This window comes from Microcystis sp. M090S1 (assembly GCF_020246295.1).
GTDB lineage: Bacteria > Cyanobacteriota > Cyanobacteriia > Cyanobacteriales > Microcystaceae > Microcystis > Microcystis aeruginosa.
Genome location: NZ_JADBTF010000471.1, coordinates 1 through 7,107, shown reverse-complemented (window position 1 = coordinate 7,107; position 7,107 = coordinate 1). Strand labels below are relative to the sequence as shown.

9 protein-coding genes and 1 pseudogene are annotated in these 7,107 nt (G+C 44.6%); 7 read left to right on the top strand and 3 right to left on the bottom strand.

Annotation, left to right across the window (positions count from 1 at the left end):
- A partial coding sequence (locus IM477_RS20560; protein WP_155120494.1) for a helix-turn-helix domain-containing protein occupies positions 1–97 on the bottom strand: 97 nt, incomplete at its 3' end.
- Positions 98–497: 400 nt separating this feature from the next.
- Between IM477_RS20560 and IM477_RS20555 the strand changes: the two genes are divergently transcribed.
- The 7 genes from IM477_RS20555 (at position 498) to IM477_RS20525 (ending at position 5,792) form a co-directional block, all read left to right on the top strand.
- The gene (locus tag IM477_RS20555) at positions 498–1,394 is read left to right on the top strand and encodes an ABC transporter permease (protein WP_147072212.1); all 897 of its coding nucleotides are present in this window, start codon (positions 498–500) and stop codon (positions 1,392–1,394) included.
- 208 nt (positions 1,395–1,602) lie between these two features.
- Positions 1,603–1,935 (top strand): hypothetical protein, encoded by a 333-nt coding sequence (locus IM477_RS20550; RefSeq protein WP_287733278.1) that lies wholly within the window; start codon positions 1,603–1,605, stop codon positions 1,933–1,935.
- A 315-nt stretch (positions 1,936–2,250) separates the two neighbouring features.
- Complete coding sequence (gene petP / locus IM477_RS20545) at positions 2,251–2,442, top strand: cytochrome b6f subunit PetP (RefSeq protein WP_287733279.1); 192 nt, start codon at positions 2,251–2,253, stop codon at positions 2,440–2,442.
- A gap of 22 nt (positions 2,443–2,464) precedes the next feature.
- Complete coding sequence (locus IM477_RS20540; RefSeq protein WP_287733277.1) at positions 2,465–3,541, top strand: Get3/ArsA fold putative tail anchor-mediating ATPase NosAFP; 1,077 nt, start codon at positions 2,465–2,467, stop codon at positions 3,539–3,541.
- A gap of 6 nt (positions 3,542–3,547) precedes the next feature.
- Positions 3,548–4,537 carry a chlorophyll synthase ChlG gene (gene chlG / locus IM477_RS20535; protein ID WP_287733276.1) on the top strand — a complete coding sequence of 330 codons (990 nt, stop codon included), beginning with the start codon at positions 3,548–3,550 and terminating at the stop codon, positions 4,535–4,537.
- A gap of 267 nt (positions 4,538–4,804) precedes the next feature.
- Complete coding sequence (locus tag IM477_RS20530; protein WP_287733275.1) at positions 4,805–5,533, top strand: Bax inhibitor-1/YccA family protein; 729 nt, start codon at positions 4,805–4,807, stop codon at positions 5,531–5,533.
- Positions 5,534–5,621: 88 nt separating this feature from the next.
- The gene (locus IM477_RS20525; protein WP_002742489.1) at positions 5,622–5,792 is read left to right on the top strand and encodes a CAB/ELIP/HLIP family chlorophyll-binding protein; all 171 of its coding nucleotides are present in this window, start codon (positions 5,622–5,624) and stop codon (positions 5,790–5,792) included.
- Positions 5,793–5,843: 51 nt separating this feature from the next.
- On the opposite strand, the gene IM477_RS20520 is transcribed toward IM477_RS20525, so the two are convergent.
- Together IM477_RS20520 and IM477_RS20515 are read right to left on the bottom strand one after the other, a co-directional pair.
- Positions 5,844–6,464, bottom strand: a complete 621-nt coding sequence (locus tag IM477_RS20520; RefSeq protein WP_287733274.1) for a metalloprotease — start codon at positions 6,462–6,464, stop codon at positions 5,844–5,846.
- Positions 6,465–6,699: 235 nt separating this feature from the next.
- Positions 6,700–7,107, bottom strand: a pseudogene (locus tag IM477_RS20515) (Uma2 family endonuclease); the annotation flags it as partial.

Here is a 7,107-nt window from a genome sequence, read left to right as displayed (position 1 = left end):
CTTTATTGTAAACCAATCTTACACAGCCCAAAGTGCGCCGCAATAGCGACTCTTGTTCGGGTGTTGGGTAAAATCGAAACGAATAGGCTTTTTCCATATCTCGCATTCTAGCATATATCGTGTAAATGCGCTAATATTTAACAGTAAAGCCGTCGTAGAACGACGGGGTTTCAGACCCAAAATTTTCGATGATTTGAGTGCGTGACATTTAGATTTGGGTTAAGCGATAGGGCAACCCAAAACAATGACAAGCGAATGCTCAAAGACAAAATACACACTTCCCCCCCCGCATTGTATTAAAAGCTACAATTTAATAAATATTTACATTCCTTTCCCCCAGGGCTTGCGCCTCTTGTATATTGGAGAAGTGGTAGGGTGTCAGCCTTTTCTTCGAGAGGATTTGCTGATCACCGGAACCCCAAGAGAGCCATCTGATCACTTATAAACTGTTGACTATCTAAATTACTCGTTGAGACTGCATTAGAGGTAAATATTTCATGAGCCAAACCATCACACCTTCTTCCTTAAAAGCTAGTTTAGCCCCCAATCCCACTAGAGCAGCAACGGTGGACGATGGGGGAAATGTGCTAGGGGAATTTCTGCAAGAAACTCTGGCCATGACTAAACGTCTGTTCATCCAATTACAACGTCGTCCTTCAACCCTAATCGCGGGGGTAATTCAGCCCTTTATGTGGCTGATTTTATTCGGGGCATTGTTTTATAAGGCTCCCCAGGGTCTATTCGGCAACGATCTCAGTTATGCTAAATTTCTCGCCCCCGGGGTGATTGTCTTTACCGCTTTTTCTGGGGCCCTCAATGCCGGTTTACCGGTAATGTTCGATCGAGAATTTGGCTTTCTTAACCGTCTCTTGGTAGCGCCTTTAACCACTCGTTACTCGATCGTGGCCGCTTCTACCATCTATATTATCGCCCTCAGTTTCATCCAAACCGCCTCGATCGTGGCCGCTAGTGCCTTTTTAGGGGCAGGATGTCCCAGTTTAGCTGGATTAGGTGCGATCGCTTTGATTGTTTTCCTAATAGTTTTGGGTATGACTGCCTTAAGTCTCAGTTTAACCTTTGCTCTACCCGGACATATCGAATTAATCGCCGTCATTTTCGTCACCAATTTACCGCTTTTATTTGCCAGTACCGCCCTCGCTCCCTTAAACTTTATGGCAGATTGGTTACAAGTAATCGCTAGTCTCAACCCTCTCACCTATGCGATCGAACCGATCCGTTATATTTATTTCAATCAGCACTGGTCTTTTGATAGCATAGTCTTACAAACCCCTTGGCTTGACCTCAATTTCTTGACAGTTTTAGGCCTGCTCTTAGCTTTCGATCTGCTAATCCTTTTGGCAATTCAGCCCTTACTTCGTCGTCGTTTTGCTTAAATCAGTTATCAGTTATCAGTTACCAGTTATCAGTTTACTTTCACTGAAAAGCCTGCAACTTTCTCACCACCAAAAACTAGACAAGTAAGTAGTTATAATTAAATTGAAGATAGATTTTGCCTCTGATTCCCCCTGCCCCCCTTGATAAGGGGGGGGCTGACAACTTTTAACACCTACCCACTTAATTTTCTGAGGAGTTAGTTAGATTATGAATACTCAAAAAATGTTAATCAAATCGTCTTTATTCCTAGCTACTATTTTATTGGTCGGGGCTGATTTTAATCCGCAAGTGTTAGCTCAAAGCTTGAACCCCAGTCAGCCAGATTATCAAAAAAATGAACGTAGTTCCGATGGCAGGGATGATCTCGGTGGTTTTAATCCTTTAGACTTGATTCATAATAGTAATTTTCGTCGTAGCCGGGACGGAGCGGAATTTCAGGAAGACACCCTCAATAATATCAACGAAGCGGCCGAGGAGTTTAAACGCAAGCAAAGAGAACAAATAGAAAATCTCCAAAATCCTGCCCCAGAAACCAAATAAAACCCTTTTTTTTGAGTAGCTAGACACAATTAATTGCACATATCTAACTACCTCTTGCCTCTTACCCCCCCAATCCCCCCGACATCGGGGCGGCTTACCTCTTGCCTATTGCCTATTGCATATTGCCTATTGCCTCTTGCCCATCCTAACCAAGAAGTTGATTTTGTCCAACTACTTAGTATATATGATCGCTAAGTGCAGATGATCTGAGAAAGACCGATAACTGAAGAGCATTGGGGGGTTTATCTGACACGAATTTATATTAAACTTAGGATTGGTTTATTGAATTATCGTCTTATTAAAACTGTGGAAGTAATGGAAATCGGGCAAAAAGTCAAGGTCTGTCGCTTAAGAGACCGCGTTAACTCGGATGTAGCGGGTAAATTGGGTAAAGTGGGTGTCATCAAAAACTTTAAGATGACCGATGGCAGCGGTATTGGTGCTGTTGTCCTGTTCGATGATAAGACCGCTACTTGGTTTTTTGAGGATGAACTCAAACTCATCTAAATATAACGCTTAGGAATTAACTATGTCCTTAATTTTGACCTTTTTGGGCAAGGGGGGCAGCGGTCGCAGTACGATAGCGATCGCTTCGGCAAGAAAAATGGCTGGTCTGGGGTCAAAAGTTCTCTTGATCGGTCAAGATTCTGGCCCTGCTTGGGGATTACTCCTCAAGGCCTCCCCTAGCTCCTCTATTACGGAAATTGCGCCTAATCTCTCGGTTGTCCAGCTTAGTAGTACCCACTTACTAGAAAAAAGTTGGGAAGAAGTCAAGGAACTGGAAAAGCAGTATTTGCGTTCTCCCACCTTGAAAAATGTTTATGGTCAAGAGTTGGGCATTTTACCCGGAATGGATCAAGCTCTAGCTTTAAATTTCCTGCGGGAACAGGATAAAAGCGGAAATTACGATGTCATCATCTACGACGGCAGCGGAGATATCAACAGCCTGAGAATGTTGGGGATTCCAGAGGTGGGTGGCTGGTATTTACGGCGTTTTCGGCAGGTTTTCAGTGATTCCGAGATTGGTCGCACCCTTTCTCCCTTTTTCCAACCGATTGCCGCTGCCGTGCTGAATTTCTCCTTTAATCCCGACGGTTTAGGGCAGAAGGCTGATAATAACATTTTAGACGAGGGGCGCTCGGCTTTAGCCGATCCTCGGCGAGTTTTAGCCTATCTAGTCACCAATGATGATCCACTTGCGATCGCAGATGCCAAATATCTTTGGGGTGCGGCGCAGCAAATCGGTTTAAATGTGGGGGGAGTGATTTTTAATCGCTGTCAGAGTGCCACGGAGGATTTTGCCCCGCTGCCGGCTGCGATTTTACCCGACCGTCAAGGAGAAGATTGGCAGGAGTTAATCGCCGAGTTACCCAATTTTCTCACGGTGCAGCCGCCCAAACCGTTAATAATCGATACGGCAGCCGGTCAGGTCAAGGTTTATTTACCCGGATTCGAGAAAAAACAGGTAAAACTGACGCAATCGGGTCCAGAATTAACCATCGAAGCGGGAGATCAACGGCGTAATATTGATGTACCACCGCCTCTAACCGGACGAGCGGTAAAAGGGGCAAAATTCCAAGACGGTTACTTAATTATTTCTTTTTAAGGGATTATGTCGAACACCGAGATAGAAAACAAGGATAATCGAGGCGCAAAAACTCGCCAATTATTGGGGATGAAAGGGGCTTCATCGGCAGAAACTTCCCTCTGGAAAATCCGCTTACAATTGATGAAGCCGATCACTTGGATTCCCCTAATTTGGGGGGTTGTCTGTGGGGCTGCTTCATCGGGGAATTATACTTGGTCTTTAGAAGATGTCTTAAAAGCGGCCACCTGTATGTTACTTTCCGGTCCATTGATGACCGGTTATACCCAAACTTTAAATGATTTTTACGATCGAGAAATCGATGCAATTAATGAACCCTATCGCCCGATTCCTTCGGGGGCAATTTCTATTCCGCAAGTGGTCGGTCAGATTTTGGTTTTATTAGCAGCTGGGTTAGGAATAGCTTATCTTCTCGATCGCTGGGCCGGTCATGATTTCCCGATCATGCTCTGTTTAACCCTATTTGGTTCTTTTATCGCCTATATTTATTCAGCGCCACCTTTAAAATTAAAACAAAATGGTTGGCTGGGAAATTATGCCCTCGGTGCTAGTTATATAGCATTACCTTGGTGGGCTGGTCACGCCCTTTTTGGTCAGTTAAATGGGACAATTATGATCCTAACCCTCATCTATAGTTTGGCGGGGTTAGGCATTGCTGTAGTTAATGACTTTAAAAGTGTGGAAGGTGACGAAAAATTAGGCTTAAAATCCTTGCCAGTTATGTTTGGAATTACCACCTCGGCTTGGATTTGCGTGATTATGATCGATGTTTTTCAAGCAGGAATTGCGGGTTATCTGATTAGTATTCATCAGAATCTTTATGCCGCTATTTTACTGTTATTAATTATCCCTCAGATCACTTTCCAAGATATGTATTTTCTGCGGGATCCGCTCAAAAATGATGTCAAATATCAAGCCAGCGCCCAGCCTTTTCTAGTGTTAGGAATGTTGGTGACAGGTTTGGCTTTAGGTCAGGGGATACTCGGAAGATTGTAATTAATAAAAACAGGAAATATCCAGTTTACGGGACATTATCGCCTTGAATCGGGCTTCTGTTGACGGTAACTTGAGCGGTCAAGGGGGGTGAAAAATGTGGCTTCTAGCTCGATCACCAGTCTTTTCGTTACAATCAAGAGGGAATCGATGCTGGGGGAAAAATTACTTTTTTTTCTTCCCTGCGATTCGGCATTCTTGACGAACTAATCAAGAATAGTTTCTGTTTAACAAGATTGATTGAGACAAGTATCTCGAATCCTAGTAACCATGAGTAATACCAGTAACTTTCGTCAAGCTTTACGCGAGGCTAAAAGCCAAGCTCTTATCGGCCCTAATGTTATCCCCAAGGCCCTGCCCTATCTCGGTGGCGGTCTAATTTTGACTGCGGTGGGAACCTATGGCGGTTTAGGTGTGATCCAATCCTATCCCCAGATTTTCTTCCCGACTTTCTTTGTCGCCCTGGTTGCCGAGATTATTTTATTTTTTGTCGCCCGTAATACTGCCGAAAGAGGCAATACAGGCACTGCTCTGCCCCTACTGACTCTCTATAGCCTTCTTTCTGGCTATACTCTCAGTGGAATCGTCTATGTGGCCTTAGGTACTTCCGGTGTCGGTTTGCGAGGAGTAGCAATTGCTGCCCTCGGTTGCGGCATTGCTTTTGTGTTGGGACGGAATATCGGCTCGAATCTGTCGGAAAAAGATGGTTTAGCCCTGACTAAAACCGTTAGCATCGGTATTCTCGCTCTCTTTATTGTTCTCATTGGTCAGCTAATTTTCTCTATCTTTGGTGGCGCTACTCCCACCTGGTTAGAAATCGCTATTTCTGGCATCGGGGTTTTCTTGTTTGCCGGCTCGGCAGTGGTGGACTTTTACATCTTGCCCCGTACCTACAGAGATGAGCAGTATCTCAGCGCTGCTTTATCGATGTATTTGACCTATATCAACCTATTTATCTTTATTCTGCGCCTTTTAATCGCCCTTAACGGTCGAGATTAGGGCAAATAGGGAGGAGTTAGAAATTAGTTACACCCTAAGTTCTAACTCCGCTAGAATAGTAAAGAAATGTAAACAGCCTGTAAAGATTATGACTGAACCACAACCGACTCAAACCCCCAAATTAGAAGATCCCAAATTTGGCTTTAATGACTATGCCGAGCGCCTCAACGGTAGAGCCGCTATGATTGGTTTTGTGATCACCCTGTTGATCGAGTATCTAACTGGCCAAGGTCTGTTATCTTGGTTAGGGTTACAGTAGTTTTTTAAGCTTTTTTAGGCATTCTAGGGGAAATATAGCCTTGAGTGTTAGCTAACGCATACAAGCTTCATGATTTTCCCCGTAGAATCCTTGTAAGACCGAATCACCTCGCTGTTGCGGTGTCCCGTGGGAGCGATTAGGAGCTTCAAAATCGCCCACTTCCGAGGCCGCTTCCCCTAGAAGTTTTCCCGCTAGCATATAATCCTGTTTGGATAAACCTCTAGCTTCGGTAAATAACCAGGAAAGGGTATCTCCCGCTAGACAATCGGCCTGTAATTCAATGCCGATGCTCATCCCACCTTCATCGATGCCACCAATACCCCGATTCCACTGAACAGCGTGAGCGGCCTCGTGAGCGACGGCGTAAAGGGGAAATAAAGGATTATCGCTAATACCAGTAACTTGCTTGAGATTGACATAGACTGTATTATCTACAGTGCAGAAAGCCGCTAGGGAAATTACGCCGCAGGGAGTGGTTATCGGGCCATCCCTTAACAAATACTTAAAATTGATCTGGTGTAATTGAGCCGTATATTCAATTACCGCTTCTAAGGCATCCGTAATATCGTCTGCTTGCGCTCTCTGGGCTAGAGGGGATAAAATCAAGAGGGAACTACAAGAAACGGCAGATATCAGGGATAATAACCGTTTACGGCCAGAGTTAGGTTTCATGATACTAACAAAGTCGGGAGTGAGGAAGAAGTTTAATTGATCTGGATTAGCTTGCCGCTACGATCACAATTTTAAAAGCTATATCTAAGACTTCCAGAGAAAATACAGAATTTACGCGGCTTTTGATCGAAGTTTACAGAATTCCTCGTCAAGGTTTAGGAAATTAATTTGGCACGACCACTTATTGTGTTGAAAATATGTCCGTCAGTCAGGCAAAAAGCTCCCCACACTTGTACTACAAGTCTATCCCCATTTCTCGCAAACGAGCCGCCAGCTGTTGAGAACGCTGTCTTTCCTCTTCCAGAGCTTGCTGAGTAGCATTTAATTGCTCCTGTGCTGCGGCCGCTCGCTCCTGGGCCGCGGCCGCTTGCTCTTGTGCCGCTTCTTCTGGCAAGGGGATTAAATTGCCTTCCGAGTCATAAAATCTCGCCCAAATTGCCGTTTCTCGGTCAATAGTCCCCTCCCAAGTTCCCAACCAATAGCCTAAGGTTTCGCACCATAACCAGCCGCGCTCGTTTCGTTCTAAAGAATGGTAGCGTTGGTCTGCTCCTAAATGCCATCCTTGTAAAGAATTGCCATCGAAAGGATCGTAGATGAAATAATCTGGCGTGCGGAAGGTTCCCTCATAAATGGCTTTTTTTCG